41 protein-coding genes are annotated in these 24,855 nt (G+C 70.2%); 3 read left to right on the forward strand and 38 right to left on the reverse strand.

Annotated features, from left to right (window positions below; genetic code table 11):
- Positions 1-11: 11 nt before the first annotated feature.
- From Q1V71_RS18185 to Q1V71_RS18195, 3 genes are all read right to left on the reverse strand, one after another.
- The gene (locus Q1V71_RS18185) at positions 12-617 is read right to left on the reverse strand and encodes a methyltransferase (RefSeq protein ID WP_300645664.1); all 606 of its coding nucleotides are present in this window, start codon (positions 615-617) and stop codon (positions 12-14) included.
- Complete coding sequence (truA, locus tag Q1V71_RS18190; protein ID WP_300645665.1) at positions 614-1,489, reverse strand: tRNA pseudouridine(38-40) synthase TruA; 876 nt, start codon at positions 1,487-1,489, stop codon at positions 614-616. The genes Q1V71_RS18185 and truA overlap by 4 nt, the downstream gene beginning before the upstream one ends.
- Positions 1,490-1,564: 75 nt before the next feature.
- Positions 1,565-2,461: a PfkB family carbohydrate kinase gene (locus Q1V71_RS18195; protein ID WP_300645666.1), complete on the reverse strand. Its 897-nt coding sequence runs from the start codon at positions 2,459-2,461 to the stop codon at positions 1,565-1,567.
- Positions 2,462-2,650: 189 nt separating this feature from the next.
- On the opposite strand from Q1V71_RS18195, the gene Q1V71_RS18200 reads away from it, so the two are divergent.
- Positions 2,651-3,010, forward strand: a complete 360-nt coding sequence (locus tag Q1V71_RS18200) for a GntR family transcriptional regulator (protein ID WP_300645667.1) — start codon at positions 2,651-2,653, stop codon at positions 3,008-3,010.
- Positions 3,007-3,966, forward strand: a complete 960-nt coding sequence (locus tag Q1V71_RS18205; RefSeq protein ID WP_300645668.1) for a ketopantoate reductase family protein — start codon at positions 3,007-3,009, stop codon at positions 3,964-3,966. Before Q1V71_RS18200 ends, Q1V71_RS18205 begins: the two co-directional genes overlap by 4 nt.
- 39 nt (positions 3,967-4,005) lie before the next feature.
- On the opposite strand, the gene Q1V71_RS18210 is transcribed toward Q1V71_RS18205, so the two are convergent.
- The 34 genes from Q1V71_RS18210 to rpsJ form a co-directional block, all read right to left on the reverse strand.
- The gene (locus Q1V71_RS18210; RefSeq protein WP_300645670.1) at positions 4,006-4,173 is read right to left on the reverse strand and encodes a hypothetical protein; all 168 of its coding nucleotides are present in this window, start codon (positions 4,171-4,173) and stop codon (positions 4,006-4,008) included.
- Positions 4,174-4,230: 57 nt separating this feature from the next.
- Positions 4,231-4,785 carry a 50S ribosomal protein L17 gene (rplQ, locus tag Q1V71_RS18215; RefSeq protein ID WP_300645671.1) on the reverse strand — a complete coding sequence of 185 codons (555 nt, stop codon included), beginning with the start codon at positions 4,783-4,785 and terminating at the stop codon, positions 4,231-4,233.
- Between the two features lie 72 nt (positions 4,786-4,857).
- The gene (locus tag Q1V71_RS18220) at positions 4,858-5,874 is read right to left on the reverse strand and encodes a DNA-directed RNA polymerase subunit alpha (RefSeq protein ID WP_300645672.1); all 1,017 of its coding nucleotides are present in this window, start codon (positions 5,872-5,874) and stop codon (positions 4,858-4,860) included.
- A 128-nt stretch (positions 5,875-6,002) separates the two neighbouring features.
- Positions 6,003-6,611, reverse strand: coding sequence for a 30S ribosomal protein S4 (rpsD, locus tag Q1V71_RS18225; protein WP_300645673.1), 609 nt, complete (start codon positions 6,609-6,611; stop codon positions 6,003-6,005).
- Positions 6,612-6,643: 32 nt separating this feature from the next.
- Entirely contained in the window at positions 6,644-7,051 is a 408-nt protein-coding gene (rpsK, locus tag Q1V71_RS18230) for a 30S ribosomal protein S11 (protein WP_121256741.1), read from the reverse strand.
- 71 nt (positions 7,052-7,122) lie between these two features.
- On the reverse strand, positions 7,123-7,497 hold the full coding sequence (gene rpsM / locus Q1V71_RS18235; protein WP_300645676.1) for a 30S ribosomal protein S13: 375 nt from the start codon (positions 7,495-7,497) through the stop codon (positions 7,123-7,125).
- A 171-nt stretch (positions 7,498-7,668) separates the two neighbouring features.
- Positions 7,669-7,782, reverse strand: a complete 114-nt coding sequence (gene rpmJ / locus Q1V71_RS18240; protein WP_300645678.1) for a 50S ribosomal protein L36 — start codon at positions 7,780-7,782, stop codon at positions 7,669-7,671.
- 23 nt (positions 7,783-7,805) lie between these two features.
- A complete protein-coding gene (gene infA / locus Q1V71_RS18245; protein ID WP_011757309.1) occupies positions 7,806-8,027 on the reverse strand; it encodes a translation initiation factor IF-1 in 222 nt (73 codons plus the stop codon).
- A gap of 237 nt (positions 8,028-8,264) precedes the next feature.
- On the reverse strand, positions 8,265-9,335 hold the full coding sequence (locus Q1V71_RS18250; protein WP_300645679.1) for an LLM class flavin-dependent oxidoreductase: 1,071 nt from the start codon (positions 9,333-9,335) through the stop codon (positions 8,265-8,267).
- Positions 9,336-9,411: 76 nt separating this feature from the next.
- Entirely contained in the window at positions 9,412-10,428 is a 1,017-nt protein-coding gene (locus tag Q1V71_RS18255; RefSeq protein ID WP_300645683.1) for a TerC family protein, read from the reverse strand.
- A 188-nt stretch (positions 10,429-10,616) separates the two neighbouring features.
- Entirely contained in the window at positions 10,617-11,441 is an 825-nt protein-coding gene (map, locus tag Q1V71_RS18260; protein WP_300645685.1) for a type I methionyl aminopeptidase, read from the reverse strand.
- A gap of 14 nt (positions 11,442-11,455) precedes the next feature.
- On the reverse strand, positions 11,456-12,037 hold the full coding sequence (locus Q1V71_RS18265) for an adenylate kinase (RefSeq protein WP_300645687.1): 582 nt from the start codon (positions 12,035-12,037) through the stop codon (positions 11,456-11,458).
- The gene (gene secY, locus Q1V71_RS18270; RefSeq protein WP_300645688.1) at positions 12,037-13,338 is read right to left on the reverse strand and encodes a preprotein translocase subunit SecY; all 1,302 of its coding nucleotides are present in this window, start codon (positions 13,336-13,338) and stop codon (positions 12,037-12,039) included. Before secY ends, Q1V71_RS18265 begins: the two co-directional genes overlap by 1 nt.
- A 165-nt stretch (positions 13,339-13,503) precedes the next feature.
- Positions 13,504-13,944, reverse strand: a complete 441-nt coding sequence (gene rplO, locus Q1V71_RS18275) for a 50S ribosomal protein L15 (RefSeq protein ID WP_300645689.1) — start codon at positions 13,942-13,944, stop codon at positions 13,504-13,506.
- 1 nt (position 13,945) lies between these two features.
- A complete protein-coding gene (rpmD, locus tag Q1V71_RS18280) occupies positions 13,946-14,128 on the reverse strand; it encodes a 50S ribosomal protein L30 (protein WP_300645690.1) in 183 nt (60 codons plus the stop codon).
- The gene (gene rpsE / locus Q1V71_RS18285) at positions 14,128-14,748 is read right to left on the reverse strand and encodes a 30S ribosomal protein S5 (RefSeq protein ID WP_300645691.1); all 621 of its coding nucleotides are present in this window, start codon (positions 14,746-14,748) and stop codon (positions 14,128-14,130) included. Before rpsE ends, rpmD begins: the two co-directional genes overlap by 1 nt.
- 34 nt (positions 14,749-14,782) lie before the next feature.
- Positions 14,783-15,166 carry a 50S ribosomal protein L18 gene (gene rplR / locus Q1V71_RS18290; protein ID WP_300645693.1) on the reverse strand — a complete coding sequence of 128 codons (384 nt, stop codon included), beginning with the start codon at positions 15,164-15,166 and terminating at the stop codon, positions 14,783-14,785.
- Between the two features lie 2 nt (positions 15,167-15,168).
- On the reverse strand, positions 15,169-15,708 hold the full coding sequence (rplF, locus tag Q1V71_RS18295) for a 50S ribosomal protein L6 (protein ID WP_300645695.1): 540 nt from the start codon (positions 15,706-15,708) through the stop codon (positions 15,169-15,171).
- 25 nt (positions 15,709-15,733) lie between these two features.
- A complete protein-coding gene (rpsH, locus tag Q1V71_RS18300; RefSeq protein ID WP_179532003.1) occupies positions 15,734-16,141 on the reverse strand; it encodes a 30S ribosomal protein S8 in 408 nt (135 codons plus the stop codon).
- Between the two features lie 69 nt (positions 16,142-16,210).
- Positions 16,211-16,396 carry a type Z 30S ribosomal protein S14 gene (locus Q1V71_RS18305; RefSeq protein WP_010831721.1) on the reverse strand — a complete coding sequence of 62 codons (186 nt, stop codon included), beginning with the start codon at positions 16,394-16,396 and terminating at the stop codon, positions 16,211-16,213.
- A 1-nt stretch (position 16,397) separates the two neighbouring features.
- A complete protein-coding gene (rplE, locus tag Q1V71_RS18310; RefSeq protein ID WP_300645697.1) occupies positions 16,398-16,985 on the reverse strand; it encodes a 50S ribosomal protein L5 in 588 nt (195 codons plus the stop codon).
- Between the two features lies 1 nt (position 16,986).
- Positions 16,987-17,352, reverse strand: coding sequence for a 50S ribosomal protein L24 (gene rplX / locus Q1V71_RS18315; protein ID WP_300645699.1), 366 nt, complete (start codon positions 17,350-17,352; stop codon positions 16,987-16,989).
- Between the two features lie 3 nt (positions 17,353-17,355).
- Positions 17,356-17,724 carry a 50S ribosomal protein L14 gene (gene rplN / locus Q1V71_RS18320; RefSeq protein ID WP_136569994.1) on the reverse strand — a complete coding sequence of 123 codons (369 nt, stop codon included), beginning with the start codon at positions 17,722-17,724 and terminating at the stop codon, positions 17,356-17,358.
- Positions 17,725-17,819: 95 nt separating this feature from the next.
- A complete protein-coding gene (gene rpsQ / locus Q1V71_RS18325) occupies positions 17,820-18,092 on the reverse strand; it encodes a 30S ribosomal protein S17 (protein WP_300645700.1) in 273 nt (90 codons plus the stop codon).
- Positions 18,089-18,331 carry a 50S ribosomal protein L29 gene (rpmC, locus tag Q1V71_RS18330; RefSeq protein WP_300645702.1) on the reverse strand — a complete coding sequence of 81 codons (243 nt, stop codon included), beginning with the start codon at positions 18,329-18,331 and terminating at the stop codon, positions 18,089-18,091. The genes rpsQ and rpmC overlap by 4 nt, the downstream gene beginning before the upstream one ends.
- Entirely contained in the window at positions 18,331-18,750 is a 420-nt protein-coding gene (gene rplP, locus Q1V71_RS18335) for a 50S ribosomal protein L16 (RefSeq protein ID WP_300645703.1), read from the reverse strand. Before rplP ends, rpmC begins: the two co-directional genes overlap by 1 nt.
- 3 nt (positions 18,751-18,753) lie before the next feature.
- The gene (gene rpsC, locus Q1V71_RS18340) at positions 18,754-19,572 is read right to left on the reverse strand and encodes a 30S ribosomal protein S3 (RefSeq protein WP_300645704.1); all 819 of its coding nucleotides are present in this window, start codon (positions 19,570-19,572) and stop codon (positions 18,754-18,756) included.
- Positions 19,572-20,003, reverse strand: a complete 432-nt coding sequence (gene rplV, locus Q1V71_RS18345) for a 50S ribosomal protein L22 (RefSeq protein WP_300645705.1) — start codon at positions 20,001-20,003, stop codon at positions 19,572-19,574. The genes rpsC and rplV overlap by 1 nt, the downstream gene beginning before the upstream one ends.
- A complete protein-coding gene (gene rpsS, locus Q1V71_RS18350) occupies positions 20,000-20,281 on the reverse strand; it encodes a 30S ribosomal protein S19 (RefSeq protein ID WP_179532009.1) in 282 nt (93 codons plus the stop codon). The genes rplV and rpsS overlap by 4 nt, the downstream gene beginning before the upstream one ends.
- Before the next feature lie 5 nt (positions 20,282-20,286).
- Positions 20,287-21,123 (reverse strand): 50S ribosomal protein L2, encoded by an 837-nt coding sequence (gene rplB / locus Q1V71_RS18355; RefSeq protein WP_300645707.1) that lies wholly within the window; start codon positions 21,121-21,123, stop codon positions 20,287-20,289.
- A gap of 26 nt (positions 21,124-21,149) precedes the next feature.
- Positions 21,150-21,452 carry a 50S ribosomal protein L23 gene (gene rplW / locus Q1V71_RS18360; protein ID WP_300645708.1) on the reverse strand — a complete coding sequence of 101 codons (303 nt, stop codon included), beginning with the start codon at positions 21,450-21,452 and terminating at the stop codon, positions 21,150-21,152.
- A complete protein-coding gene (rplD, locus tag Q1V71_RS18365; RefSeq protein WP_300645710.1) occupies positions 21,449-22,069 on the reverse strand; it encodes a 50S ribosomal protein L4 in 621 nt (206 codons plus the stop codon). Before rplD ends, rplW begins: the two co-directional genes overlap by 4 nt.
- A 2-nt stretch (positions 22,070-22,071) precedes the next feature.
- Entirely contained in the window at positions 22,072-22,731 is a 660-nt protein-coding gene (gene rplC, locus Q1V71_RS18370) for a 50S ribosomal protein L3 (RefSeq protein WP_300645711.1), read from the reverse strand.
- 11 nt (positions 22,732-22,742) lie between these two features.
- Positions 22,743-23,051 (reverse strand): 30S ribosomal protein S10, encoded by a 309-nt coding sequence (rpsJ, locus tag Q1V71_RS18375; protein ID WP_008360994.1) that lies wholly within the window; start codon positions 23,049-23,051, stop codon positions 22,743-22,745.
- A gap of 430 nt (positions 23,052-23,481) precedes the next feature.
- Between rpsJ and Q1V71_RS18380 the strand changes: the two genes are divergently transcribed.
- The gene (locus Q1V71_RS18380; RefSeq protein ID WP_300645712.1) at positions 23,482-23,979 is read left to right on the forward strand and encodes a carboxymuconolactone decarboxylase family protein; all 498 of its coding nucleotides are present in this window, start codon (positions 23,482-23,484) and stop codon (positions 23,977-23,979) included.
- Between the two features lie 25 nt (positions 23,980-24,004).
- Here Q1V71_RS18380 and trmB read toward each other — a convergent pair whose 3' ends face one another.
- A complete protein-coding gene (gene trmB / locus Q1V71_RS18385; RefSeq protein ID WP_300645714.1) occupies positions 24,005-24,724 on the reverse strand; it encodes a tRNA (guanosine(46)-N7)-methyltransferase TrmB in 720 nt (239 codons plus the stop codon).
- Positions 24,725-24,855: the final 131 nt, after the last annotated feature.

Here is a 24,855-nt window from a genome sequence, read left to right on the forward strand (position 1 = left end):
CCGACCCGCTCTCACTCGGCCCGGCGCGTCTCCAGCACCCGGAACCCCTTCGCCGAGGCCAGCCGTGTCGTCGGCCACCCCTGCTCCCCGAGCCACCGCTGCAGCGAGTCGGCGCCCAGGTTCTTGCCGACGACCATGACCGCCCGCCCGTCGGGGGCCAGGCGCGGCAGCCAGGCGAGCAGCAGCTCGTGCAGCGCCGCCTTGCCGATCCGGATGGGCGGGTTGGACCAGATCTCGTCGTACGTCGCCGCGGGGTCCACGTCGGCAGGCACCGCCGCGACGTACCTCGCGGTGACCCCGAGCGCGGCGGCGTTCTCCCGGGCCAGCAGCACGGCCCGCTCGTTGACGTCGACCGCGGTGACGCTCACCTCCGGGGAGGCGAGCGCCGCGGCCAGCCCGATGACGCCGTAGCCGCAGCCCAGGTCCAGCACGCGACCAGAGGCGGGTGGCTCGGTCTCGCGGAAGAGCACGGCGGTGCCGGAGTCGAGCCGACCACGGGCGAAGACCCCCGACCCTGTGTCCAGCCGGAGGTCGACACCCCACACCGACACCTCGACCGGCTCGCGCAGGAAGGGCACCGACGGGTCGGCGGTGAAGTAGTGCTCGTCCTCGCTCACGCGTCCTCCTCCGCGGCTGGGGCGACGGGCGCCCTGCGAGCCCGGGTCTGCTCGGCCCGCGCGGCCAGCTCCTCGTCGTCGGGGTAGGCGACCTCCTCCAGCGTCAGCCCGTGCGCCGGCGCGACGGTGACCTCGGGGGACCGGCTCGCGGAGGCGAGCACCGCGGCCGGCCAGCCGACCGGGCGCCGACCCTCCCCCACGGCGAGCAGGCAGCCGACGAGCGCGCGCACCATCGAGTGGCAGAAGGCGTCCGCGCGCACGGTCGCCTCGAGCACGCCGTCGGGGCGGCGGGTCCACGACAGGTCGAGCAGGGTCCGCACGGTGGTCGCGCCCTCGCGCTGCTTGCAGAACGCCGCGAAGTCGTGCAGCCCCACCAGCGGCGCGGATGCCTCGGCGAGCGCGTCGAGCGACAGCGGGCGCGACCACGCCAGCACGTGCGAGCGGGTCAGCGGGTCCACGGAACCGGGACGGTCGGCGACCCGGTAGGCGTAGCGCCGCCAGGTCGCCGAGAACCGTGCGTCGAAGCCCGCGGGCGCCTCGACGACCCGGCGCACCACGACGTCGGCCGGGAGGATGCCGGCCAGTCGGCGCTGCAGCGCCTCGAGCGGGGGCTCCGGCGAGCGGCCGGCGGAGGCAGCCAGCTCCTCGGCGGTCGTGTCGACGTGCAGCACCTGGCCGCGCGCGTGCACCCCGGTGTCGGTGCGACCCGCGCAGACGACGGGCACTCGCAGCAGCTCGCCCGTCGGCGTACGACGGCGCAGCGCGACCGCCAGCGCCTGCTCCACCTCGCCCTGGACCGTCCGCAGCCCCGGCTGGGCAGCCCACCCGTGGAAGCCGGAGCCGTCGTAGGCGAGGTCGATCCGCAGCCGCACCGGCCCATCCTCCCGTGCCGGGCGACCCACGGACAATTCACCTGCGCGTGACACCGCAGGCGGGGTCGCAGGGGCTCAGAGCTCGTGGCGGTACGGCGGGTCCGCACCGGGCCGAGACACCGTCACCGCGGCCGCGCGGCCGGCGTGTGCCAGCAGGTCCTGGACGACCGACTCGGCCGGCGCCTCCACGCGTCCACCCAGCAGGCCGTGCGTCCAGAGCCCGTCGACCAGCGCCGCGGCGAAGGTGTCCCCCGCGCCGATCGTGTCGGCGACCGTGACCGGCCGTGCGTCCACGCTGATCCGACGGCCCGTCTCCACCCAGGTCGCACCCGCACCACCGCGCGTCACCACGACCGCGCGAGGCCCCAGGCCGGCCAGCCGGTCGGCCGCGGCGTCGACGCCCAGGTCGGGCCACAGCACCTCGAGGTCCTCGTCGCTGACCTTGACGACGTCGGCCAGCGCGACGAGCGCCTCCACCGTGGCGACGACGTCCGCACCGGTGCCCGTGATCGAGGGCCGGGCGTTGACGTCGTAGGTCACCGTCGCCCGCGGCCGCAGCCGCTCCACCAGGTCCCGGACGGCCTCCGCCCCCGGCGCGAGCACCGCGCCCAGCGAGCACACGTGCACGGCCTGCGGCGCCGGTTCGTCGGGGACCGGTCCCAGGCGCCAGTCAACGTCGAACTCGTAGGACGCCGCGCCGTCCGGGCCGATCGTCGCCACCGCCGAGGAGCTGCGCACCACGACGTGCGGGTCCGCGGCGAGCGCCACCCCGGCGCGCGCCAGGTGGTCGGCCAGCACCGCGCCGCGCTCGTCGTCGGCGTACGCCGTTGCGAACCGCACCCGCCGCCCCAGCCTCGCCAGCGCCACCGCCACGTTGGCCGCGCTGCCGCCGGCCCGCTCCACGACCGTGCCGTCGGCGGCGTGCACCACGTCGACGAGCGCTTCACCGACCACCAGCACGTCCGGTTCCATGGCGGGTTGTCTAGCACGTCGGGCCCCCTCCCGTGGTCGAGGTGCGTCCTGTGGCCGGGGTCGAGGCCTGCGTCGAGGTCCCGGCACGCGCCCCACCGCGTCCCTGCACCTCGACCTGCACCTCGACCCGCACCTCGACCCGCACCTCGACCCGTGGCCAGCCGGACCCCATGGCCTACCGTGCCGCGGGTGACGATCCACCCCCTCGACCCCGGCTCCGCCGACCCGCCGTTCGAGCAGCTCCGCCGCCAGGTGGCGTCCCGTGCCGCGTCGGGCGACCTGGCCGCCGGCACCCGGCTGCCGACGGTCCGGGCGCTGGCCGAGCAGCTCGGCGTGGCTGCGGGCACCGTCGCCCGGGCCTACAAGGAGCTGGAGGCCGACGGCGTGCTCGTCACCGAGGGCCGCCGCGGCACGTTCGTCCGCAGCAGCGGGGCCGCGACCAGCGGCGACGCCCGCGCCGCGGCCACGACGTACGCCGCCGAGGCCCGGCGGCTCGGGCTCGGCCTCGACGAGGCGACCCGGCTGCTGGAGGAGGCCTGGCGCCGGTGAGGTACGTCGTGGTCGGGGCCGGGGCTGTCGGTGGCGCCACCGCGGCGCTGCTCCACGAGGCAGGTCGCGACGTGCAGCTCGTCGCCCGCGGGAGGACCCTGGCCGCCTTGCGGACCGCCGGTCTCGACCTCGCGGTGGGCGATCGCACCCGCGCCGTCCCGGTGCCCACGCTGGCCGGGCTGCACGAGGCGACCTGGGACCGGCAGAGCGTCCTGGTCCTCGCGGTGAAGTCCCAGCACACCCCCGACGTGCTCCCTGCCCTGGCGGACGTCCCTGCGCACGTCCCCGTGCTGTGCCTGCAGAACTCCGTGGCCAACGAGCGGCTGCTGCTCGAGCACCGCGACCCGGCCACCGTCCACGGGGTGGTCGTGATGATGCCGGCCAGCAGCCTGCGCCCGGGCTCGGTGGTGGTGCACTCCCTCGGGCTCCCCGGCCTGCTCGACCCCGGTCTGGCCACCGGTGGCACCGACCACGTCGACCACGCGGTCGCCGCGGACCTCGTCGCCGCGGGGTTCGACTCGGTGCCGCGCCAGGACGTCATGGCCTGGAAGCGCCGCAAGCTGCTGCTCAACCTCGGCAACGCGGTCGACGCGGCCTACCGGGAGGGCCCCGAGGCCGACGAGCTCGTCGACCGGGTGCGACGCGAGGGCGTCGCCGTCTTCGCAGCCGCCGGACTCCCCGTGGTCAGCGAGGAGGAGGACCGGGTCCGCCGTGGCGAGCTGTTGCGCCCCCTGGTCCGACGCGACGAGGCCGGGAGCTCGACCTGGCAGAGCCTCGAGCGCGGCACGGGCGACACCGAGGCGGACCTCCTGAACGGCGAGGTCGTCCGCCTCGGCGCGAGGTACGCCGTCGACACCCCCGCCAACGCCGCCGTGCTCAGCGACGTGGAGGCCCTGGCCGCGAGGCGCAGGCGGCCACGCTCCCTGGACGCCTCGACGGTCCTGGCCCGGCTCTGAGCCGCCCCTCGCGAGGTGTGCCCCTGTGGGGCACGGTGCTCAGCCGCGCTTGAGCCAGAAGGTGTCGCCCTCGACGGCGTGCTCGACCTGCTCGTACCCGGCACGCTCGGTCAGCACACCCTCCACCGAGAACCGGCCCGCACGGACCGACGCCCGGCACAGGGTGACCTCGGTGCGGCCCGCACCTGCCCGACGAACGCCCCACACGACGAACGCCCCGCCCGGTGACCCGGGCGGGGCGTCGTGCGGTGGTGCAGGGGTCGATCAGGCCTTGTCGGCGTCCTCGGCCGGAGCCTCGGTCTCCTCCGCGGCGGCCTCGGGGGCCTCGGTCTCCTCGGCAGCAGCCTCGGGCGCCTCGGTCTCCTCGGCGGGGGCCTCGACCTCGGTCTCCTCGGCAGCCGGCTCCTCGACGGGGGCGGCCGGGGCGGGCGTGGTCTTCACACGGGCCGGCTTCGGGTCGTAGGCCTCGGTCACGAGCTCGATGACGGCCATGGGGGCGTTGTCGCCCTTGCGGGGGCCGAGCTTGGTGATCCGGGTGTAGCCACCGGGACGCTCCGAGAAGGTCGGGGCGATCTCGGTGAAGAGGACGTGCACGACGCCCTTGTCACGGATGGTCTTGAGGACCTCGCGACGCTGGTGCAGGTCGCCCTTCTTGGCCTTGGTGATCAGCTTCTCCGCCAGCGGGCGCAGCGCACGGGCACGCGACTCGGTGGTGGTGATGCGACCGTGCTCGAAGAGCTGGGTGGCCAGGTTGGACAGGATCAGCCTCTGGTGGGCGGGGCTACCGCCGAGGCGGGGACCCTTGGTGGGCTTGGGCATGTCTCTCTCGATTCTCCCCGGCCGTACCAGGTACCGGAGTAGATGTTCCTTCTAGTGGGTTGAGCGGTGCGCTCAGTACTGCTCGTCCTCGACGAAGGCGTCGTCCTCGTCGTCGGAGTACGCCGCCAGGGCGGCGTGCGGGTCGAAGCCGGGCGCGCTGTCCTTGAGGGACAGACCCATCTCGACCAGCTTGGCCTTGACCTCGTCGATCGACTTCGCACCGAAGTTGCGGATGTCGAGCAGGTCCTGCTCCGAGCGACCGATGAGCTCACCCACGGTGTGGATGCCCTCGCGCTTGAGGCAGTTGTAGGACCGGACGGTCAGCTGCAGGTCCTCGACCGGGAGGGCGAGGTCGGCGGCGAGCTGCTCGTCGACGGGCGAGGGGCCGATGTCGATGCCCTCGGCCTCGACGTTGAGCTCACGGGCCAGGCCGAAGAGCTCGACGAGGGTCTTGCCCGCCGAGGCGAGCGCGTCGCGGGGACGGATCGAGGGCTTGGTCTCGACGTCGATCACCAGCTTGTCGAAGTCGGTGCGCTGCTCGACTCGGGTGGCCTCGACCTTGTAGGTCACCTTCAGCACGGGGCTGTAGATCGAGTCGACCGGCATCCGGCCGATCTCGTTGTCGGCACCCTTGTTCTGGACGGCCGAGACGTAGCCGCGGCCGCGCTCGACGACCAGCTCCATCTCCAGCTTGCCCTTGTCGGACAGGGTGGCGATCTTCAGGTCGGGGTTGTGCACCTCGACGCCGGCCGGGGGCGCGATGTCGGCGGCCGTGACGTCACCGGCACCGGACTTGCGCAGGTACATCGTGACCGGCTCGTCGTGCTCGGAGGAGACGACGAGGGCCTTGAGGTTGAGGATGATCTCGGTGACGTCCTCCTTCACGCCCTCCACCGTGGAGAACTCGTGCAGGACGTTGTCGATCTTGATGCTCGTGACGGAGGCACCGGGGATCGAGCTGAGCAGGGTGCGACGCAGCGAGTTGCCGAGGGTGTAGCCGAAGCCGGGCTCCAGGGGCTCGATGACGAACCGCGAGCGGAACTCGTCGACGGTCTCTTCCGACAGGGTGGGGCGCTGTGCGATGAGCACTTGTTCTTTCCTTTCCGGGTCCGACCGCTATTTGACGGGCCCGAACTGCGAGGTGGAAGGAAGGTGGAGCAGGGCGGTGCTGATCTCGGTGCCGCCCCGGAGGTGGATCCGGAGCGGCACCGACGAGATCACTTCTTGGAGTAGAACTCCACGATCAGCTGCTCCTGGACCGGGATGTCGATCTGGGCACGGATCGGGAGCTGGTGCACGAGGATGCGCATCCGGTTCGGCAGGACCTGCAGCCAGGCCGGCACGATCCGCTCGCCGTGGGTCTCGCGAGCCACGATGAACGGGGTCATCTCCAGGGACTTCTCGCGCACGTCGATGATGTCGTGGGCCGAGACCTGGTACGACGGGATGTCGACCTTCTTGCCGTTGACCAGGAAGTGGCCGTGGTTGACCAGCTGGCGGGCGTGGCGGCGGGTGCGGGCGAAGCCGGCCCGGTAGACCACGTTGTCGAGGCGGCACTCGAGCAGCTGGAGCAGGTTGTCACCCGTCTTGCCGCTGCGGCGCGAGGCCTCGGCGTAGTAGTTGTAGAACTGCTTCTCCATCACGCCGTAGGTGAAGCGGGCCTTCTGCTTCTCCTGCAGCTGCGAGCGGTACTCGCTCTCCTTCACGCGCGCACGGCCGTGCTGGCCGGGGGCGTAGGGACGACGCTCGAACGCAGCGTCGCCGCCGACGAGGTCCACGCCGAGGCGGCGGGACTTGCGGGTCATGGGGCCGGTGTAACGGGCCATCTCTCAAGTTCTCCTGTTCGCTTCGGTGCGCGTCAGACGCGGCGGCGCTTGGGCGGGCGGCAGCCGTTGTGCGGCGTGGGGGTGACGTCCTGGATGGTGCCGACCTCGAGGCCGATGGCACCCAGGGAGCGGATCGCGGTCTCACGACCGGAGCCGGGGCCCTTGACGAAGACGTCGATCTTCTTCATGCCGTGCTCCATCGCGCGACGCCCAGCGGCCTCGGCGGCCATCTGCGCGGCGAACGGGGTGGACTTGCGGGAGCCCTTGAAGCCGACGGTGCCGGCGGACGCCCACGAGATCACCGCACCGGTCGGGTCGGTGATCGTGACGATGGTGTTGTTGAACGTGCTCTTGATGTGGGCTTCGCCCTGAGCGATGTTCTTCTTCTCCTTGCGGCGCACCTTCTTGGCGCCAGCCGCGGTGCGGCTCTTGGGAGGCATGCGTTTCTCCTGAGGTCTCTGGTCGAGTCTGATCGGAAGTCAGCGGGGCGCTCGGCTCGAGGGAGCCGGCGTCACTTCGCCTTCTTCTTGCCGGCAACCGTGCGCTTGGGGCCCTTGCGGGTGCGCGCGTTGGTCTTGGTCCGCTGGCCGCGCACGGGCAGACCCATGCGGTGGCGGCGGCCCTGGTAGCTGCCGATCTCGATCTTGCGGCGGATGTCGGCCTGGACCTCGCGACGGAGGTCACCCTCGATCTTGTAGGAGGCCTCGATCGCGTCGCGGAGCTTGACCAGCTCCTCGTCGCCGAGGGCGTGCACCCGGGTGTTGGGGTCCACGCCGGTCTCGGCGAGCAGCTTCTGGGCGGTGGTACGGCCGATGCCGTAGATGTAGGTGAGTGCGATCTCGATGCGCTTGTCGCGCGGGAGGTCGACACCGACGAGGCGTGCCATGTCGATGGCCTTTCAGTGGTACGCAGCGGTCTCGGTCGTGTCGCGTCCGGCTCTCACACCGGCTCCGGCCGTCTGCTCCGGAGGTGGTTGACCGCCCCGGGGGGGCGGCTGAGCGATCACGTTGTAGGTGTGTTCAGTTGTGTGCTGCAGGAGCGGTGCTGGGCGGAGTGATCAGCCCTGGCGCTGCTTGTGCCGCGGGTTCTCGCAGATCACCATGACGCGGCCGTGGCGACGGATCACCTGGCACTTGTCGCAGATCTTCTTGACGCTGGGCTTGACCTTCATGTGAGGCCCTTTCCGGTATCGGCTTACTTGTACCGGTAGACGATCCGACCCCGGGTGAGGTCGTACGGCGAGAGCTCCACCACCACACGGTCCTCGGGGAGGATCCGGATGTAGTGCTGGCGCATCTTGCCGCTGATGTGGGCGAGAACCTTGTGCCCGTTGCTCAGCTCGACGCGGAACATGGCATTCGGCAGGGCCTCCACGACGGTGCCCTCGATCTCGATCACGCCTTCTTTCTTCGGCATGTCCTCCACAATCCGTTGTCGGTCGATCTACCTTGGTGCACCGCACGACGGGTGTCGCACGGGTGGCCCGCGAACCTCCCCCGCCAGGTCTGGGACCGAGCGCGGGTGGACCTCGTGCAGCCGTCCGGGCACCTCACCCGGCACGCGCTGGAAGCGCTCCGCGAGGAGCTCCTCCAGGTGCGTCCGGGCAGCCGCGAGGCACCACGAGACAGACCCACGTTGGGCCGACGGGCGAGTCTAGCCCCTCGCCGCCGCCGAGACCCAATCGGCCAGCAGCCGCAGGGTCTCCTCGCGGGTGGGCGCGCTCCCCGGCTCCGTGCCCACGTGGGCGCCGGCCACCGGGTGCACCATCACCTCGTCGACCTCGTACGTCGTCGCCAGACGCTCCAGCTGCTCCCCCGCCTCGGCGGGGTCGCCGACGATCCAGCGCTGGGCCATCCGCTCGAGCATCTCGTCCTGCTGCGGGGAGAGCTCGACCTTCTCGGCCTCCTCCACCAGCAGCTGGGGACCCAGCGGCTGGCCGGTGCGCAGCGCCAGCATCATCAGCTGGTTCGGCAGCGCCCGTCGGCGCGCCTCGACCGAGGACTCCGCGACCACGGCGTTGACGGTCAGGAAGGTGCGCGGGGCGTCCAGGTGGGCCGAGGGGCGGAAGCTGCTGCGGTAGAGCTCGAGTGCCTCCAGCGTCCCCTGCCCGGAGAAGTGATGGGCGAAGACGTAGGGAAGCCCCAGCTGCGCCGCGAGCCTCGCTGAGTAGTCCGAGGAGCCCAGCAGCCACACGTCGGCGACCGAGGTGGCGCCGGGCGTGGCCCGCAAGGCCTGGGTACGCCCGGCGACCGAGACCTGCACTCCCTCGGGGGCCATCATCGCCAGGACGTCCTGGACGTACTGCGGGAAGTGCTGCACCGCCTCGTCGCTGACCCCGCCCGCGCCGTGGCGCAGCGCGTAGGAGGTGACCGGGTCGGTGCCGGGAGCACGGCCGATGCCGAGGTCGATCCGCCCGGGGAAGGCTGCCTCGAGCAGGGCGACCTGCTCGGCGACCACCAGCGGCGCGTGGTTGGGCAGCATCACCCCGCCCGAGCCGACCCGGATCCGCCGGGTGGCAGCGGCGAGCATGCCCATCAGCACGGGCGGGTTGGTCGCCGCCACCGATGGCATGTTGTGGTGCTCGGCGACCCAGTAGCGGCGGTAGCCGAGGTCGTCGGCCACCTGCGCGAGGGCCAGGCCGGCCGACAAGGCGTCGGCGCTCGTCTGGTCGGTGCGCACGGGCACCAGGTCGAGGACGGACAGGGCGGGGGCTGCGGAGGTCATCGTGGTGACAACGCTCGCGGCCCCCGCCGTGTTCCGTGCAGGTCCGGTGCGATCTCGGTACAGGTGGAGCCGGGGCTCAGTCCTCGCCGCGCTCGGCCGGCTGCGGGGCCGGCGGGACGGCGGCGCCGCCGTCGGTCGCCACGACCTCGTCGTCCGCGCCCTTGGACTTGGCGAGGCTGGCGACCGCGGTGATGGTGAGCGCCACCAGGATGACCACGAGGCTCAACAGCGTCGGGACCTCCCAGTCGATCAGCCCGCCCTTGTAGGCGGCGTGGATGAAGAGCTTCACGCCGATCCAGCCGAGGATGAAGGCCAGGCCCAGGGACAGGTAGACCAGACGCTTGAGCAGGCCACCGATGAGGAAGTAGAGCTGGCGCAGGCCCATCAGGGCGAACACGTTGGCGGTGAAGACGAGGTACGGCTCGTCGGTGATGCCGAAGATCGCCGGGATCGAGTCGAGCGCGAAGAGGATGTCGGTGACGCCGAGGGCGAGGATGACGATGAGCATCGGGGAGTAGACCCGGACGCCGTTGTCCTTCCACCACAGCTTCAGGCCGCGGTACTCCTCACCGACGTTGAGGTGGGTCTGAGCCCACTTCACGACCTTGTTGTCCTCGGGGTGCTCCTCCTCGTGCTTGCGGTAGCTGCGCACGAGGCCGACGGCGGTGTACACGAGGAAGGCGCCGAAGAGGTAGAAGACCCAGCTGAAGTTGCTGACCAGCTGGTAGCCGAGCGCGATGAAGATGCCGCGGAAGACCAGCGCCAGGATGATGCCCACCATGAGGGCCTCCTGCTGGTACTTGCGGGGCACCTTGAGCGCGGCCATCAGCACGATGAAGACGAAGAGGTTGTCGACCGAGAGGCTCTTCTCGACGATGAAGCCGGTGAAGTAGTCCACGCCGTAGTCGACGCCGTGGAAGAACATCACCCAGAAGCCGAAGACGGCCGCCGCGCTCATGTAGGCGATGAAGGCGATCGTGCACTCGCGCATCGACGGCTCGTGCGGGTTGCGGGCGATCACGACCACGTCGAAGGTGAGCACCGCGATCGTCACTGCGATCGTGATGCTCCACTCGAGGGCGGAGACGTCCATGGGTCACTCCTAGGCGTGGAAGGGTACGGCGAGCGGCCGGAGGTCTCTTCCGCCCGCGGAGCGAGCCGGTGGCACCGGGCCGCACAGGGCGACCGTGGTGACGACACCACCGTGACGGGAATACTCCCCTCCGCTGGGCAGTCTGGCACGACCCGGCCGGGTGGGAGGAATCCGACCGGCCTCCGGGCTCAGTCTGCCAGGGGCCCGAAGGGCACGCCGAGCGCCGTCAGCTCGGCCTCGCCGCCGTCGAGAGCGGTGAGCACCCACGCGCCGTGGGCGGTCAGCGTGAAGGTGTGCTCGTGGTGGGCGGCCCAGGAGCCGTCGGAGGTGACGACGGTCCAGTCGTCCTCCAGGACCACGGTCTCCTTGCCGCCCAGGGTCACCATCGGCTCCACCGCCAGCGCCAGGCCCTCCACCAGCCGCGGACCGCGCCCGGGCCGGCCGTAGTTCGGGACGTTGGGCGGCAGGTGCATGGCCGAGCCGATGCCGTGGCCGACGTAGTCCTCGAGGATGCCGAACTCCCCGCTGGCCCGCACGTGGCTCTCGATCGCGTGGGAGATGTCGGTGACGCGCCCACCGCGGCGGGCCGCGGCGATCCCGCGCCACATGGCCTGGCGGGTGACCTCGCTCAGGTGCGTGACCTCGTCCGGCACCTCGCCGACCGCGACGGTGGTGGCGGCGTCGCCGTGCCAACCCTCGACGATCGCGCCGCAGTCGATGGAGACGACGTCGCCCTCGGCCAGCACCCGGCCTCCGGGGATCCCGTGGACGACCTCGTCGTTCACCGAGGCGCAGATCGAGGCGGGGAAGCCGTGGTAGCCCTTGAAGGAGGGCGTGGCACCGCGGGAGCGGATGCTGTCCTCGGCGATGGCGTCGAGCTCACCGGTGCTGATGCCGGCACGGACCTCGGCCCGCAGCAGCTCGAGGGTCTCCCCCACGACCAGCCCGGCGCGACGCATCATCCGGACCTGGTCGGGGTCCTTGATCTCCAGGCCGCGGTCGAGCAGTCCCATCCGGTACGACGCCGTCAGGATGCGGCCGAGCCGCGGCCGTCCAGCGCGGACAGGATGCGCGCGGAGACCTCGTCGACCTCGCCGAGGCCGTCGACCTCGAGCAGGAGGCCCCGGTCGCGGTAGACGTCGATGAGCGGGGCGGTCTGCTCGGTGTAGACGTCCTGGCGGTGCCGGATGACGTCCTCGGTGTCGTCGGAGCGGCCGCTGGTCTCGGCGCGCTTGAGCAGCCGCTGGACCAGCTCGTCGGCGTCGACGGTCAGGACCACGACGACGTCGAGGGACCGGTCCGCGGCCGCGAGCATGCCGTCGAGCTCCTCGACCTGGGCCAGGGTGCGCGGGTAGCCGTCGAGCAGGAAGCCGGGCTCGGCGTCGGGCTCGGCGATCCGGTGGCGCACCATCTCGTTGGTCACCGAGTCGGGGACGTACTCCCCCGCGTCCATGTAGCGCTTGGCCTCGAGGCCCAGCGGGGTGCCCTCGGAGACGTTGGCGCGGAAGATGTCGCCGGTCGAGATCGCCGGGATGCCGAAGCGACCCGCCACGACCGTCGCCTGGGTGCCCTTGCCGGCGCCGGGCGGCCCCATGAAGATCATGCGCATTACTTGAGGAATCCTTCGTAGTTGCGCTGCTGGAGCTGGCTCTCGATCTGCTTCACCGTGTCCAGGGCCACGCCGACCATGATGAGGATGGACGTGCCGCCGAACGGGAAGTTCTGGTTCGCGTCGATGAGAACCAGGGCGATGAGCGGGATCAGGGCGATGAGCCCGAGGTAGAGCGCGCCAGGAGCGGTGATGCGGGACAGGACGTAGGACAGGTAGTCCTCGGTCGGCTTGCCCGCCCGGATCCCGGGGATGAAGCCGCCGTACTTCTTCATGTTGTCGGCCACCTCGTGCGGGTTGAAGGTGATCGAGACGTAGAAGTAGGTGAAGAAGACGATGAGACCGAAGTAGGCGGCCATGTAGAGCGGGTGGTCGCCGGTGACGAAGTAGCGGCTGACCCAGCTGACCCAGCCCGAGGTGCTGTTCTGGTTGAACTGCACGGCCATGGCCGGGAGGTAGAGCAGCGAGCTGGCGAAGATCACCGGGATGATGCCGGCCTGGTTCACCTTGAGCGGGATGTAGGTCGAGGAGCCGCCGAACATCTTGCGCCCGACCATGCGGCGCGCGTACTGCACCGGGATGCGGCGCTGCGCCTGCTCGATGAAGATGACGGCCGCGACGATGACCAGGCCGATGACCAGCACGACGCCGAAGGTCCACCAGCCCTGGCTCTTGCCGACCTCCCAGAGCGCGCCCGGGAAGGTGGCGACGACCTGGCAGAAGATCAGGATCGACATGCCGTTGCCGACGCCGCGCTCGGTGATGAGCTCGCCGAGCCACATGATCACCGCGGTGCCGGCGGTCATGGTCACGACCATGACCAGGAAGGTGCTGGTGCTGTTGGAGTGCAGCAGGTCGAGGTTGCACTGCAGGAGGTTGCCCGAGCGGGCCAGGGCCACGATGCCGGTCGCCTGGAGCAGGGCCAGGCCCAGCGTGAGGTAGCGGGTGTACTGGGTGATCTTGGTCTGGCCGGCCTGGCCCTCCTTCTTGAGGGCCTCCAGCCGCGGGATCACCACCACCAGCAGCTGCAGGATGATGCTCGCGGTGATGTACGGCATGATCCCGAGCGCGAAGATCGTGAGCTGGAGCAGCGCTCCGCCGGAGAACAGGTTCACCAGGCTGTAGAGGCTGGCGTTCTCCCCCTGGGAGGCCAGGTCGATGCACTGGCGCACGTTGGCGACGTTCACCCCGGGCGCAGGGATCTGCGAGCCGGCCCGGAAGATCACGATGATCATCAGGACGAACAGCAGCTTGCGACGCAGGTCGGGCGTCCGGAAAGCGTTGGCGAAGGCGCCGAGCACGAGATCCTCTTTCTCCACACAGTTGTGGCTCCCCGGGCGGGCCCGGAAAGCCTCCGGAAGCCTAACAGGCGGCTACCGGGCAGGTCGTCGAGCGGGGGTACGGCAAGGGCGCGGGTGCGTCGCCTCTACGGCGTGCACCCGCGCCCTCGTACCCGGTGGGTCGGGTCAGACCGTGGTGGTCGAGCCGCCCGCGGCCTCGATCTTGGAGACCGCGGAGGCGGAGAAGGCGTGCGCGGTCACGTCGACCTTGACCGAGATCTCGCCCTGGCCCAGGACCTTGACCAGCTCGTTCTTGCGGACGGCGCCCTTGGCGACCAGGTCCTCGACGGTGACGGCGCCACCCTCGGGGAACAGCGCGCTGATCTTGTCGAGGTTCACCACCTGGAACTCCACCTTGAAGGGGTTCTTGAAGCCCTTCAGCTTGGGGAGCCGCATGTGGATCGGCATCTGGCCACCCTCGAAGGCGACCGGCACCTGGTACCGGGCCTTGGTGCCCTTGGTACCACGGCCGGCGGTCTTGCCCTTCGAGCCCTCACCGCGACCGACGCGGGTCTTGGCGGTCTTGGCGCCGGGAGCCGGCTTCAGGTTGTGCAGCTTGAGCGTCATGTCACTCGACCTCCTCGACCGTCACCAGGTGACGGACGGTGTGGACCATGCCGCGGATCTCCGGGCGGTCCTCCTTGACGACCACGTCGCCGATCCGCTTGAGGCCGAGCGTGCGCACGGTCTCGCGCTGGTTGGCCTTGCAGCCGATCGTGGACTTCATCTGCTGGATCTTCAGCTGCGCCATCAGGAGGACACCTCCTGCGAGACACCGGCCGGGACCTCGGCGCGCGCCTTCAGCAGCGCGGCCGGGGTGACCTGCTCGACGGTGAGACCACGACGGGCGGCGACGGCCTCGGGCTGCTCGAGCATCCGCAAGGCCTCCACCGTCGCGTGGACGATGTTGATCTGGTTCGACGAGCCCAGCGACTTGCTGAGGATGTCGTGGATGCCGGCGCACTCCAGCACCGCGCGCACCGGGCCACCGGCGATCACACCGGTACCGGGAGCGGCGGGACGCAGCATGACCACGCCGGCCGCCTTCTCGCCCTGGACCGGGTGAGGGATGGTGCCCTGGATCCGCGGGACGCGGAAGAAGTTCTTCTTGGCCTCCTCGACACCCTTGGCGATCGCCGCAGGCACCTCCTTGGCCTTGCCGTAGCCGACGCCGACCAGACCCTCACCGTCACCGACGACCACGAGGGCGGTGAAGCTGAAGCGACGACCACCCTTCACGACCTTGGCGACACGGTTGATCGCAACGACGCGCTCGATGTAGGCGGTCTTGTCCGCGCCCTGGCCACCGCGACGGTCGTCACGGCCTCCACGGCGCTCGCCACCGCGCTGTCCGCGCTGGGCTCCGCTCATGAGACTTTCCTCTTCTCTCTTGCTCTGTCTGCGATCAGAAGGTCAGGCCGCCCTCACGGGCGGCATCGGCCAGGGCCGCGATGCGACCGTGGTACTTGTTGCCGGCGCGGTCGAAGACGACCCCGTCGACACCAGCAGCCTTGGCGCGCTCGGCGACGAGCTCGCCGACCTTCTTCGCCTTGGCGGTCTTGTCGCCGGACGTGGCCCGCACGTCGGCCTCCATGGTGGAGGCGCTGGCCAGCGTCTTGCCGACCAGGTCGTCGACGACCTGGACCGAGATGTGCTTGGCGCTGCGGGTGACGACCAGGCGAGGCCGCTCCGCGGTCCCCTGGATCTTCTTGCGACCACGGACCTGGCGGCGCAGGCGCGCCCGGGTCTTGGTAGCGGTGTGCTTGTGGTTCGACAGTGCGATACCCATGGTCACTTACCAGCCTTTCCGACCTTGCGGCGGATGTGCTCGCCGGCGTAGCGCACGCCCTTGCCCTTGTAGGGCTCGGGCTTGCGGAGCTTGCGGATGTTCGCGGCGACCTCGCCGACCAGCTGCTTGTCGATGCCCTGGACACCGAGCTTGGTCGGGCCCTCGACGGCGAAGGTGATGCCCTCGGGGGCGTCGAAGATGATCGGGTGGCTGTAGCCGAGCTGGAACTCCAGCTGGGTGGGGCCCTTGGACAGGACGCGGTAACCGACGCCCACGATCTCGAGCTTCTTCTCGTAGCCCTCGGTCACGCCCACGACCATGTTGTTGACCAGCGTGCGGGTGAGGCCGTGGAGCGACTTCGACTCACGCTCGTCGTTGGGACGCTTGACGTCCAGGACGCCCTCGCCCTTCTCGACCACGATCGGGGCGGCGACAGCGTGGCTCAGGGTGCCCTTGGGGCCCTTGACCGTCACCGTGGCGCCGTCGATGGAGACGTCGACCCCGGACGGGACCGGGACGGGGAGCTTGCCAATGCGCGACATGCGTTTTCTCCTCTCGTCTCTCTCGTCACCAGACGTAGGCGAGGACTTCCCCACCCACGCCCTTCTGGTTGGCCTGGCGGTCGGTCAGCAGGCCCTGGCTCGTCGAGATGATCGCGACGCCCAGGCCGCCGAGCACCTTGGGAAGACCGGTGTGCTTGGCGTAGACCCGCAGGCCGGGCTTGCTGATGCGGCGCACGCCCGCGATGGAGCGCTCGCGGTTGCGGCCGTACTTCAGGGTGATGGTCAGCGTCTTGCCGACCTCGCCCTCGGCCGGGTCCGCCACGGTGTAGGAGGTGATGTAGCCCTCCTGCTGGAGGATGTCGGCCACGCCCTGCTTGAGCTTGCTGTAGGGCATCGACACCGAGTCGTGGTACGCCTGGTTGGCGTTGCGCAGACGGGTCAGCATGTCTGCGATCGGGTCAGTCATCGTCATGAGGTGGGTTCTTTCTCGAAGTGGTTTCGCCCCGCCGGAGCAGCGGCGACCTTCAACGTGGGTGAGGTGTTACCAGGAGGACTTGGTCACGCCGGGGAGCTCGCCGCGGTGGGCCATCTCGCGCAGGCAGATGCGGCACAGGCCGAACTTGCGGTAGACGGCCTTGGGCCGGCCGCAGCGCTGGCAGCGGGTGTAGCCACGCACGGCGAACTTGGGCTTGCGCGCAGCCTTGACCTTCAGCGAAGTCTTCGCCATGTCAGTTCTCCTTGAACGGGAAGCCGAGCTGCTTGAGCAGCGCGCGGCCCTGGTCGTCGTTGGTCGCGGTGGTGACCACGGTGATGTCCATGCCGCGCGAGCGGTCGATCTTGTCCTGGTCGATCTCGTGGAACATGACCTGCTCGGTCAGACCGAAGGTGTAGTTGCCACGGCCGTCGAACTGCTTGGGCGAGAGGCCGCGGAAGTCACGGATGCGGGGCAGGGCGATGGAGAGCAGCCGGTCGGCGAACTCCCACATGCGGTCGCCGCGCAGCGTCACGTGGGCGCCGATGGGCATGCCCTCGCGCAGCTTGAACTGGGCGATCGACTTGCGCGCCTTCGTCACGGTCGGCTTCTGACCGGTGATCGCGGTGAGGTCGCGCACGGCGCCCTCGATCAGCTTGGAGTCGCGGGCAGCCTCGCCCACACCCATGTTGACCACGATCTTGGTCAGGCCCGGGACCTGCATGATGTTCTTGATGTCGAACTCGGACTGCAGCGCGGGGATGATCTCCTCGCGGTAGCGGGTCTTGAGCCGGGGCGTGACCTTGGCCGCGGTCGCGGGGGTCTCGGTGGTGGTCTCGGTCATCTCAGATCTCCTTGCCGCTCTTGCGGGAGATGCGGACGCTGCGCTCGGCCTCGTAGGTCGAGCCGTCGGGACGACGCTTGGTGACCGGCACGCGCTTGAAGCCGATCCGGGTCACGCCGTCGCCCTCGACCAGCATCACGTTGGACACGTGGATCGGCGCCTCGGCGGTGATGATGCCGCCGGTGGTGCCGGCGCGACCGCCCTGGTTGACGACCTTGGTGTGCCGCTTGATGCGGTTCACGCCCTCGACGATCACCCGCTGCTCCTCACGGAGCACCTGGATCACCTTGCCCTCGGCGCCCTTGTCCTTGCCGGCGATGACCTTGACGGTGTCGCCCTTCTTGATGTTCACGCTGTTCTTCCCCATGGCTCAGAGCACCTCCGGCGCCAGCGAGATGATCTTCATGAACTTCTTGTCGCGCAGCTCGCGACCGACGGGGCCGAAGATGCGGGTGCCCCGCGGCTCGCCGTCGTTCTTGAGGATCACGGCCGCGTTCTCGTCGAAGCGGATGTAGGACCCGTCGGGCCGGCGGCGCTCCTTGACGGTGCGCACGACGACGGCCTTGACGACGTCGCCCTTCTTGACGTTGCCACCCGGGATGGCGTCCTTGACGGTGGCGACGATGGTGTCACCGATCCCGGCGTAGCGGCGGCCCGAGCCACCGAGAACACGGATGCAGAGGATCTCCTTCGCACCGGTGTTGTCGGCGACCTTGAGCCGCGACTCCTGCTGAATCATTTTCTCTCCTGGTCGTCGTGCTGGTTCTCACCGACGCGGTGGTCGGTGAGCCTGGCCGAACTACATGGGGGTGGGGCTCGCCTCGCGGCGAGGAGTCACTTGGCTCGCTCGAGGATCTCGACGACCCGCCAGCGCTTGGTGGCCGACAGGGGTCGGGTCTCCATGATCAGGACCCGGTCGCCGATGCCGCACTCGTTGGCCTCGTCGTGCGCCTTGAGCTTGCTCGTGCGGCGCAGGACCTTGCCGTACAGCGCGTGCTTGACGCGGTCCTCGACGGTGACGACGACGGTCTTGTCCATCTTGTCGCTCACCACGAGACCCTCGCGGGTCTTGCGGCTGTTGCGCTCGGTGGTCTGGGTCTCGCTCACTTCTCGTCCTCGTCGCTCGAGCCCGGCGCGGTCCGGATGCCGAGCTCGCGCTCGCGCACCACGGTGTAGATCCGGGCGATGTCCTTCTTGACCGTCCGGAGACGGCCGTGGCTCTCCAGCTGGCCGGTGGCCGCCTGGAAGCGGAGGTTGAAGAGCTCCTCCTTGGCCTCGCGCAGGCGGGACTCCAGGTCGACGTCGGTCAGGTCGTCGAGCTCGTGGGCCTTCACACCGTTGGCCATCAGAATTCACCCGCCTCTCGGGACACGAACCGGCACTTCATGGGGAGCTTGTGGATCGCGCGGCGCATGGCCTCGCGGGCGACGTCCTCGGGGACACCGGAGAGCTCGAACATGACGCGACCGGGCTTGACGTTGGCGACCCACCACTCCGGCGAGCCCTTGCCCGAACCCATGCGGGTCTCGGCGGGCTTCTTGGTCAGCGGACGGTCGGGGTAGATGTTGATCCACACCTTGCCGCCACGCTTGATGTGACGGGTCATGGCGATACGGGCCGACTCGATCTGCCGGTTGGTCACGTAGTGACCCTCGATCGCCTGGATACCGAACTCGCCGAAGGCGAGCGTGGTGCCGCCCTTGGCCATCCCGGTCCGCTTGGGGTGGTGCTGCTTGCGGTGCTTGACGCGACGGGGCATCAGCATGACTCAGGCCTCCGAAGGGGTCTCGGCGGGAGCAGCAGCCTCGGCCGGGGCCTCGGTCGTCTGCTCGCGGTCGGCACGGGTGGGGCGGTCGCCAGCGCGCGAGCCACGGCTCGGACGCTCGCCACCGCGGGTCGGACGACCGCTGCGGCCGGGGACACCGGCGCGGGCGGCGGCCTGAGCCTGGCGCTCGGCACGGGAGCCGGCGACCTCACCCTTGTAGATCCAGACCTTCACGCCGATGCGGCCGAAGGTCGTCTTGGCCTCGTAGAAGCCGTAGTCGATGTCCGCACGCAGGGTGTGCAGGGGCACGCGGCCCTCGCGGTAGAACTCGGTGCGGGACATCTCGGCGCCGTTGAGGCGACCCGAGCACTGGATCCGGATGCCCTTGGCACCCGAGCGCATCGTGGTCTGCATCGCCTTGCGCATGGCGCGGCGGAACTGCACGCGGCCGGTGAGCTGCTCGGCGACGCCCTGGGCGACCAGCTGCGCGTCGACCTCGGGGTTCTTGACCTCGAGGATGTTCAGCTGCACCTGCTTGCCGGTGAGCTTCTCGAGCTCGCCGCGGATGCGGTCGGCCTCGGCGCCACGACGGCCGATCACGATGCCCGGACGCGCGGTGTGGATGTCCACCCGCACGCGGTCCCGGGTCCGCTCGATCTCGACCTTGGAGATGCCGGCCCGCTCCATGCCCTTGCTGAGCAGCTTGCGGATCGCGACGTCCTCACCGACGTACGCCTTGTACAGCTTGTCGGCGTACCAGCGGGACTTGTGGTCCGTGGAGATGCCGAGACGGAAGCCGTTCGGGTTGATCTTCTGGCCCATCAGGCACCCTTCCCGTTCTTCTTCTTCGCGGCCACGACGTCGGCCGGCTGGACGACCAGCGTGATGTGGCTGGTCCGCTTGTTGATGCGGGTGGCGCGACCCTGGGCGCGGGGACGCCAGCGCTTCATGGTCGGGCCCTCGTCCACCATGGCGACGGAGACGACCAGGTCGTCGGCGTCGAGGCCCTCGGTGGTCTCGGCGTTGGCGACGGCCGACTCCAGGACCTTGAGGACGGTCTCGGCGGCCGCCTGCGGGGCGAACGACAAGATCGCGTGCGCCTCGCCCACGGGCAGGCCGCGGACCAGGTCGACGACCCGGCGGGCCTTCATGGGCGTGATCCGCGTGAAGCGGGCGGACGCGAAGGCGCCGGGCTCGTCACCCAGCAGCGACTCGCGGCGTGCGCTGGTGCGCACTCGGTCGGTGGTGCTCATCGACGCCGTCCCTTCCGGTCTTCCTTGACGTGACCCTTGTAGGTGCGGGTGGGCGCGAACTCGCCCAGCTTGTGGCCGACCATGGAGTCGGACACGAAGACCGGGACGTGCTTGCGACCGTCGTGCACGGCGATCGTGTGGCCGATCATGGCCGGCACGATCATCGAGCGGCGCGACCACGTCTTGATGACGTTGTGGCTGCCCTTCTCGTTCTCGGCGTCCACCTTCTTCATCAGGTGGTCGTCGACGAAGGGGCCCTTCTTCAGGCTGCGAGGCATGTCGGTTACTTCCTACCCTTGCCGGACTTGCGACGACGGATGATCTGGGCGTCGGAGGCCTTGCGCTTGCGCGTGCGGCCCTCGGGCTTGCCCCAGGGCGAGACCGGGTGGCGACCCCCGGAGGTCTTGCCCTCACCACCACCGTGCGGGTGGTCGACCGGGTTCATGACGACACCGCGGACGGTCGGGCGCTTGCCCTTCCAGCGCATGCGGCCGGCCTTGCCCCAGTTGATGTTGGACTGCTCGGCGTTGCCCACCTCGCCGACGGTGGCGCGGCAGCGCACGTCGACGAAGCGCATCTCGCCGGACGGCAGGCGCAGCGTGGCGCGCGAGCCCTCACGGGCGACGAGCTGGGCGCTGTTGCCCGCCGAGCGGGCCATCTTGGCCCCGCCGCCGGGACGCAGCTCCACGCAGTGGATCGTCGTACCGACGGGGATGTTGCGCAGCGGCAGGTTGTTGCCGGGCTTGATGTCGGCCTGCGGGCCGGACTCGATGCGCGTCCCCTGCGTCAGGTCCTTCGGCGCCACGATGTAGCGCTTCTCGCCGTCGGCGTAGTGCAGCAGCGCGATGCGCGCCGTGCGGTTGGGGTCGTACTCGATGTGGGCGACCTTCGCGGGGACGCCGTCCTTGTCGTAGCGACGGAAGTCGATGATCCGGTACGCACGCTTGTGACCGCCGCCCTGGTGACGGGTGGTGATCCGGCCCTGGTTGTTGCGGCCGCCCTTCTTGGGCAGCGGCACCGTCAGGGACTTCTCCGGCGTGGTGCGGGTGATCTCGACGAAGTCGGCGACCGACGAGCCACGACGGCCCGGGGTGGTCGGCTTGTACTTGCGGATAGCCATTGCTCTTGTTTCCTCGTCTCGCCCGGTCAGCCGACCTGGCCGAAGATGTCGATGCGGTGACCCTCGGCGAGGCTCACGATGGCGCGCTTGGTGTCCTTGCGCTTGCCCATGCCGTACTTGGTGCGGCGGGACTTGCCGGTGCGGTTCAGCGTGTTCACCGAGGTGACCTTGACGCCGAAGACCTTCTCGACCGCGATCTTGATCTCGGTCTTGTTGGCGTCGGGACGCACGATGAAGGTGTACTTGTTGGCGTCGAGGAGGCCGTAACTCTTCTCGGACACGACCGGCGCGATCAGGACGTCGCGGTGGTCCTTGTGCAGGGTGCTCACTTGGTGGCCTCCTTCTCGGCGGTACCGGCGCCCACGAACACGTCGTACGCGCCCTTGGTGAAGACCACGTCGTCGGAGGCGAGCACGTCGTAGGTGTTGAGCTGGTCGACGGCCACGATGTGCACCTGCGGGGCGTTGCGCAGCGACAGCCAGGTGAGGGTGTCGGTGCGCTCGAGGACCACGAGGAACTTCGTGCGGTCGCTCAGCCCGGTCAGCGCGGCGATGCCGGCCTTGGTCGAGGGCTTGTCACCCGAGACCAGGGCCTCCACGACGTGGATGCGGCCGTTCTGCGCCCGGTCGGAGAGGGCACCGCGCAGGGCGGCGACCTTCATCTTCTTGGGGGTGCGCTGGTCGTAGCTGCGCGGCTGCGGGCCGTGGACGGTGCCACCGCCGGCGAACTGCGGCGCGCGGGTCGAGCCCTGGCGGGCGCGACCGGTGCCCTTCTGCTTGTAGGGCTTGCGACCACCGCCGCGGACCTCGCCGCGGGTCTTGGTGGCGTGCGTGCCCTGGCGGGCGGCGGCCTGCTGCGCGACGACGACCTGGTGGATCAACGGGATGTTGACCTTGACGTCGAAGATCTCGGCGGGCAGGTCGACCTTGACGGTCTTGGCAGACATGCTCAGGCCTCCTGGGTCTTCTTGGCGGCGGAGCGGAGGACCACGAGACCACCCTTGGGGCCGGGGACGGCGCCCTTGAGCAGGATCAGGCCCTTCTCGGTGTCGACCGCGTGCACGGTGATGTTCTGCGTGGTGACGGTGTCGCCACCCATGCGGCCGGCCATCCGGACACCCTTGAAGACGCGACCGGGGGTCGCGCAGGCGCCGATCGAGCCGGGCTTGCGGTGGTTGCGGTGGGCACCGTGCGACGCCGAGACACCGGCGAAGCCGTGGCGCTTCATCGTGCCCGCGAAGCCCTTGCCCTTGCTGGTGCCCGTCACGTCGATCTCCTCGCCGGCGGCGAAGGTGTCGACGGCGAGCTCCTGGCCGACGGAGTAGTCGGCGGCGGAGGCGGTACGGATCTCGACCAGGTGGCGGCGGGGGGTCACCTCGGCCTTGGCGAAGTGACCCGCCTTCGGCTTGGTGACCTTGCGGCCGTCGATCTCGCCGAACCCGATCTGGACGGCGTTGTAGCCGTCGACCTCAGGGGTGCGGACCTGGGTGACCACGTTGGTCGCCGCGGCGACGACGGTCACGGGGACGACCTTGTTGTTCTCGTCCCAGAGCTGGGTCATGCCGAGCTTGGTGCCCAGCAGGCCCTTCACGTTGCGTTCGAAAGTCATGTCGTCTGACCTCAGAGCTTGATCTCGATGTCGACGCCGGCCGGGAGGTCCAGGCGCATGAGCGAGTCGACGGTCTTCGGCGTGGGGTCGATGATGTCGATGAGGCGCTTGTGGGTGCGCATCTCGAAGTGCTCGCGGGAGTCCTTGTACTTGTGGGGCGAGCGGATGACGCAGTACACGTTCTTCTCGGTCGGCAGCGGCACCGGGCCGGCGACCTTGGCACCCGTGCGGGTGACGGTGTCCACGATCTTGCGCGCCGAGGTGTCGATCACCTCGTGGTCATAGGCCTTGAGCCTGATGCGGATCTTCTGTCCCGCCATAGGTCTCTCTCGTCCTTCTTCTCGTCAACCGCGTGCTGGTGTCCGGGGCGTCCTCGGGCTTGAGTCGGTCCCGCCCTGTGCTCCACCCCCACCAGCGGCCGACCCCCGCGGTCGGGCGTGTCGCACATCCTGGACAGATGTCCGCGCACGCCGCTGGACCGGGGTCCTGCTGCTGTGTGCTGTGGTGGCGCCCGATGGTTCATCGGGCTGATCGGGTCTCCCCCCGCATCGCTGCAAGGCTTCCCCCAGACTTCGGAGGACGGCGGCCGCACGCGCGACGACTGAGGCATCTGCACCAGGTGGTGCGGGAGACACGATTCAGAAGTCAAGGTGTGGCACGCCCCGGCGACCCGCCGGAGCAACCGGGCTATCTTGGCAGACGCTGCCCGCCGCGACAAATTCGGCGGCGACCCCCGACCCTGGAGGCCCCGTGATCATCGACGTCCCGGACGGGAAGGACCCCCTGGTCTACGTCTGGGGCGAGCTCGTCCCCGGCATCGGGCCCGCGGCCGCCGCGTTCTCGGCGGCCGTCTACGCCCACTCCACGCTGGCGCTGCGCGAGTTCGAGGCGGCCCGCCTGACCATCGCCCGCGTGAACGGCTGCCTGTTCTGCCTCGACTACCGCACCGAGCGGGACGGCCAGCGGGTCGAGGACGGGTTCTTCGACGAGGTCACCGCGTGGCGCACCAGCAGCGCGCTCGGCGAGCGCGAGCGCCTGGCCGCGGAGTACGCCGAGCGCTTCGCCACCGAGCACCACGGGCTCGACGAGGACTTCTGGTCGCGGATGCGGGCGGCGTACGACGACCGGCAGGTGGTCGAGCTGACCATGTGCCTGGGCTCGTGGATCGCCTTCGGGCGGCTGAACCGCGTCACCGGGCTCGACGAGGTGTGCTCGCTGCCGGCCCACGTGCCGGGCGCGCGCGGCTGACCCTGACCCCCGGGCAGGGGCCGGCTCAGACCCGGCGGTAGAGCAGGTCGGTGATCTCGCGACCGACCTCGAGGCCCTTGCGCTCGAACTTCGTGACGGGCCGCTCGGCCCACCGCTCGACGACCCCGCCCTCCAGGGCGGGCTCGGCGTCCAGGACGGCCTGCATGTGCTCAGCGTACGGCGCCCAGTCGGTCGCGAGGCGCCAGACGCCCCCCGGACGCAGCCGCGAGGCCACGAGCCGGGCGAAGTCGGGCTGCACCAGGCGGCGCTTGTGGTGCCGCGCCTTGGGCCAGGGGTCGGGGAAGAACGTCCACAGCTCCTCCAGGCCCCCCGCCGGCACGAGGTGCTGCAGCGACCAGACGGCGTCGACGGAGCAGAACCGGACGTTCTCCGCCCCGGCTGCGGCGACCTCGGCCAGCGAGGCGGCCACGCCGGGCAGCCAGACCTCCAGCGCCAGGACGTTGCACCCGGGCCGCGCTGCCGCCAGCACGCCGGTGGCCTCCCCCACCCCGCAGCCGATCTCCACGACGAGCGGTGCACGCCGGCCGAAGACCTCGGCCAGGTCGAACCCCGGCTGGTCGATCGCCTCGTCGGGCACGACCCAGCGCTCGGCGTGGGCGTCCCAGGCCTCCTGCTGGCGCGGGGTGAAGCGGCTGCCGCGCCGGCTGTAGCTGAGCACCTCACGCATCCGCCGACCGTCCTCGGTCAGCTTCTGGTGCGGTCGTGCGGGGGGCACCTGGGACATGGGTGCGGGGCTCCTGCGGTGTCGGGGTCGGGACGCACGTCGGGCCCGGCCCGGGGGGGGGGGGGGCGCCCGGGGGGGGCGGGGGTGAGCCCGGGCGCGCCCCGCGGGGGGGGCGGGGGGGTGTGGGTGGG

Source organism: Nocardioides sp. (assembly GCF_030149505.1).
In the GTDB taxonomy this organism is placed as follows: Bacteria; Actinomycetota; Actinomycetes; order Propionibacteriales; family Nocardioidaceae; genus Nocardioides.

Excerpts from the sequence above, each read along its gene's own strand:
- Q1V71_RS18195 (WP_300645666.1), bottom strand. The coding sequence starts at position 2,461 with ATGGAACCGGACGTGCTGGTGGTCGGTGAAGCGCTCGTCGACGTGGTG.
- rplQ (WP_300645671.1), bottom strand. The coding sequence starts at position 4,785 with ATGCCCAAGCCCACCAAGGGTCCCCGCCTCGGCGGTAGCCCCGCCCAC.
- rpsD (WP_300645673.1), bottom strand. The coding sequence starts at position 6,611 with ATGGCCCGTTACACCGGCCCCATGACCCGCAAGTCCCGCCGCCTCGGC.
- rpsK (WP_121256741.1), bottom strand. The coding sequence starts at position 7,051 with ATGCCTCCCAAGAGCCGCACCGCGGCTGGCGCCAAGAAGGTGCGCCGC.
- rpsM (WP_300645676.1), bottom strand. The coding sequence starts at position 7,497 with ATGGCACGCCTCGTCGGTGTCGACCTCCCGCGCGACAAGCGCATCGAG.
- rpmJ (WP_300645678.1), bottom strand. The coding sequence starts at position 7,782 with ATGAAGGTCAAGCCCAGCGTCAAGAAGATCTGCGACAAGTGCCAGGTG.
- infA (WP_011757309.1), bottom strand. The coding sequence starts at position 8,027 with ATGCCGAAGAAAGAAGGCGTGATCGAGATCGAGGGCACCGTCGTGGAG.
- Q1V71_RS18250 (WP_300645679.1), bottom strand. The coding sequence starts at position 9,335 with ATGACCTCCGCAGCCCCCGCCCTGTCCGTCCTCGACCTGGTGCCCGTG.
- Q1V71_RS18255 (WP_300645683.1), bottom strand. The coding sequence starts at position 10,428 with ATGGACGTCTCCGCCCTCGAGTGGAGCATCACGATCGCAGTGACGATC.
- map (WP_300645685.1), bottom strand. The coding sequence starts at position 11,441 with ATGGGACTGCTCGACCGCGGCCTGGAGATCAAGGACCCCGACCAGGTC.
- Q1V71_RS18265 (WP_300645687.1), bottom strand. The coding sequence starts at position 12,037 with ATGCGCATGATCTTCATGGGGCCGCCCGGCGCCGGCAAGGGCACCCAG.
- rplO (WP_300645689.1), bottom strand. The coding sequence starts at position 13,944 with ATGACGCTCAAGCTGCACAACCTGAAGCCGGCTCCCGGCGCCAAGACC.
- rpmD (WP_300645690.1), bottom strand. The coding sequence starts at position 14,128 with ATGGCGCAGCTGAAGATCCAGCAGATGAAGTCCACGATCGGCTGCAAG.
- rpsE (WP_300645691.1), bottom strand. The coding sequence starts at position 14,748 with ATGAGCGGAGCCCAGCGCGGACAGCGCGGTGGCGAGCGCCGTGGAGGC.
- rplR (WP_300645693.1), bottom strand. The coding sequence starts at position 15,166 with ATGGGTATCGCACTGTCGAACCACAAGCACACCGCTACCAAGACCCGG.
- rplF (WP_300645695.1), bottom strand. The coding sequence starts at position 15,708 with ATGTCGCGCATTGGCAAGCTCCCCGTCCCGGTCCCGTCCGGGGTCGAC.
- rpsH (WP_179532003.1), bottom strand. The coding sequence starts at position 16,141 with ATGACGATGACTGACCCGATCGCAGACATGCTGACCCGTCTGCGCAAC.
- Q1V71_RS18305 (WP_010831721.1), bottom strand. The coding sequence starts at position 16,396 with ATGGCGAAGACTTCGCTGAAGGTCAAGGCTGCGCGCAAGCCCAAGTTC.
- rplE (WP_300645697.1), bottom strand. The coding sequence starts at position 16,985 with ATGACCGAGACCACCACCGAGACCCCCGCGACCGCGGCCAAGGTCACG.
- rplX (WP_300645699.1), bottom strand. The coding sequence starts at position 17,352 with ATGGGGAAGAACAGCGTGAACATCAAGAAGGGCGACACCGTCAAGGTC.
- rplN (WP_136569994.1), bottom strand. The coding sequence starts at position 17,724 with ATGATTCAGCAGGAGTCGCGGCTCAAGGTCGCCGACAACACCGGTGCG.
- rpmC (WP_300645702.1), bottom strand. The coding sequence starts at position 18,331 with ATGGCCAACGGTGTGAAGGCCCACGAGCTCGACGACCTGACCGACGTC.
- rplP (WP_300645703.1), bottom strand. The coding sequence starts at position 18,750 with ATGCTGATGCCCCGTCGCGTCAAGCACCGCAAGCAGCACCACCCCAAG.
- rpsC (WP_300645704.1), bottom strand. The coding sequence starts at position 19,572 with ATGGGCCAGAAGATCAACCCGAACGGCTTCCGTCTCGGCATCTCCACG.
- rplV (WP_300645705.1), bottom strand. The coding sequence starts at position 20,003 with ATGAGCACCACCGACCGAGTGCGCACCAGCGCACGCCGCGAGTCGCTG.
- rpsS (WP_179532009.1), bottom strand. The coding sequence starts at position 20,281 with ATGCCTCGCAGCCTGAAGAAGGGCCCCTTCGTCGACGACCACCTGATG.
- rplB (WP_300645707.1), bottom strand. The coding sequence starts at position 21,123 with ATGGCTATCCGCAAGTACAAGCCGACCACCCCGGGCCGTCGTGGCTCG.
- rplD (WP_300645710.1), bottom strand. The coding sequence starts at position 22,069 with ATGTCTGCCAAGACCGTCAAGGTCGACCTGCCCGCCGAGATCTTCGAC.
- rplC (WP_300645711.1), bottom strand. The coding sequence starts at position 22,731 with ATGACTTTCGAACGCAACGTGAAGGGCCTGCTGGGCACCAAGCTCGGC.
- rpsJ (WP_008360994.1), bottom strand. The coding sequence starts at position 23,051 with ATGGCGGGACAGAAGATCCGCATCAGGCTCAAGGCCTATGACCACGAG.
- trmB (WP_300645714.1), bottom strand. The coding sequence starts at position 24,724 with ATGTCCCAGGTGCCCCCCGCACGACCGCACCAGAAGCTGACCGAGGAC.